The following is a 1138-nucleotide window of genomic DNA, read 5'->3' as shown; positions in this document are numbered from 1 at the left end:
GACCAGGTCACCACTGCGATACATCCGCGCCCCGGGCGGCCCGAACGGATCAGCCACGAACCGCTCAGCCGTCAGACCATGCCGCCCCAGATAACCCCGCGCCAACTGCACACCAGCCAGATACAACTCACCCGGCACACCAGCCGGCACCGGACGCAACGCCGAATCCAGCACATACAACCGCGTATTCCACACCGGCCTGCCGATCGGCACACCACTGGCACCCGGCTCCTCCCGATGCCGCCAATGCGACACCTCCACCGCCGCCTCCGTCGGACCGTACAAATTGTGCAACTCAACGCCCGGCAACACCCGCAGGAACTGATTGGCGAGTTCGACGGGGATGGCTTCTCCGGCTGCCTCGACACGGCGCAGACTCGTGCAATCCGCCGCGGCCGGTTCAGCGAGGAACGCGGCCAGCATGGAGGGGGCGAAGTTGATCTCGGTGACCTGCTGTTCCTGGATCAGCCGGGCCAGATACGCCGGATCACGATGACCATCCGGCCGCGCGATCACCAACGTCGCACCCACCAACAACGGCCAGAAAATCTCCGGAACCGACACATCAAAACCAACAGACGTCTTCAACACCATCCGATGCGAAGCATCCAGCCCATACTCACCATGCCCCCACTCCAACCGATTCATAATCGACCGATTGGACACCACCACACCCTTCGGCCCACCAGTAGAACCCGACGTATAAATCGCATACGCCGCATGATCCGGCAACACCTCCACACCCGGATCCACCTCCGAATACCCCGCCGTATCCGGCAACTCCTCAAGCACCAACACCGGACGAGCATCAGCAACGATGTACTCCACCCGCTCCACCGGCTGATTCACCTCGATCGGCACATACGCCGACCCCGACTTCAACACCCCCAACAACGCCACCAACAAATCAACCGAACGCGGCAACCGCACCCCCACAAACGACTCCGCCCCAGCACCCCGCTCCAACAACCAATGCGCCAACCGATTCGCCCGCGCATTCAACTCCCCGTACGACACCCCCACACCCTCGAACACCAACGCCGTCCCACCCGGCGACCGCCCCACCTGCTCCTCAAAACCACCCGCCAACGAACCATCCCGCAACACCCGACACTCACCACCACCAAACTCCAGCAGG

The 1138-nt window shown here is 62.9% G+C and carries 1 protein-coding gene; it reads right to left on the bottom strand.

The features are described from left to right. Positions 1 to 1138 (bottom strand): amino acid adenylation domain-containing protein (locus ACTWQF_RS36745; RefSeq protein ID WP_443284122.1); only part of this gene is annotated, 1138 nt, incomplete at both ends.

This window comes from Streptomyces sp. 8N114 (assembly GCF_052245835.1).
In the GTDB taxonomy this organism is placed as follows: Bacteria; Actinomycetota; Actinomycetes; order Streptomycetales; family Streptomycetaceae; genus Streptomyces.
Note: the sequence above shows the minus strand (reverse complement) of the source record. Positions and strands in the feature narration are given on the sequence as shown.